Below are 558 nucleotides of genomic sequence, written 5' to 3'. Positions count from 1 at the left end.
TTCGCTCAACACGCCGTCGCCGTTGCGCTCCGCCACTTTACGGCCCAGCGCGTCGTAGCGGCTGCGGGTGATCTTGCCGTTGGCGTCGGTGAATTCGATCTGCCGGCCGGCGGCGTCGTAGCGCCAGCTTTGGCTGGGGCTGACCGTGGCTTCGCCGCCGTCCAGGGTGTAGATCGGCACCGCGTCGCCGGTCTGGCGGGTCAGCCGGTTGTTGGCGTCGTACTGGTAGCGGGTGGTGCGCTGTTCCGGCTTGCCCTCGGCTTCCACTTGCAGGGTGCGGTTGCCGAAGCCGTCGTATTCGAAGCGTTTGACGATGCCCGACGGACTGGTCTCTTTGAGCACCCGGCCTTGCGTGTCGTAGAGGTAGTGGTAGCCGCCCCCCAGTTGGTTGGTGTAGGCGGTCTTGTTGCCGAAAGCGTCGTACGCCATCTTCTCGACGCCGCCCTCGGCATCGGTAATCGCGGTTTGACGTCCCTGTGCGTCGTGCTCGATCCGGGTCACCGCGTCGCGCTGGGCGTCGACGATCAGGGCCGGCGCCACGCCGGCCTTCAGCGCGGT

Annotated in this window: 1 pseudogene; it reads right to left on the bottom strand. The window is 67.0% G+C overall.

Annotated features, from left to right (window positions below):
* Window positions 1-558: pseudogene (locus MOV80_RS23300) on the bottom strand (hypothetical protein); the annotation flags it as partial.

This window comes from Chromobacterium sp. IRSSSOUMB001, assembly GCF_023507765.1.
Taxonomy (GTDB): domain Bacteria; phylum Pseudomonadota; class Gammaproteobacteria; order Burkholderiales; family Chromobacteriaceae; genus Chromobacterium; species Chromobacterium haemolyticum.
This window is presented reverse-complemented; position numbering and strand designations above follow the sequence as displayed.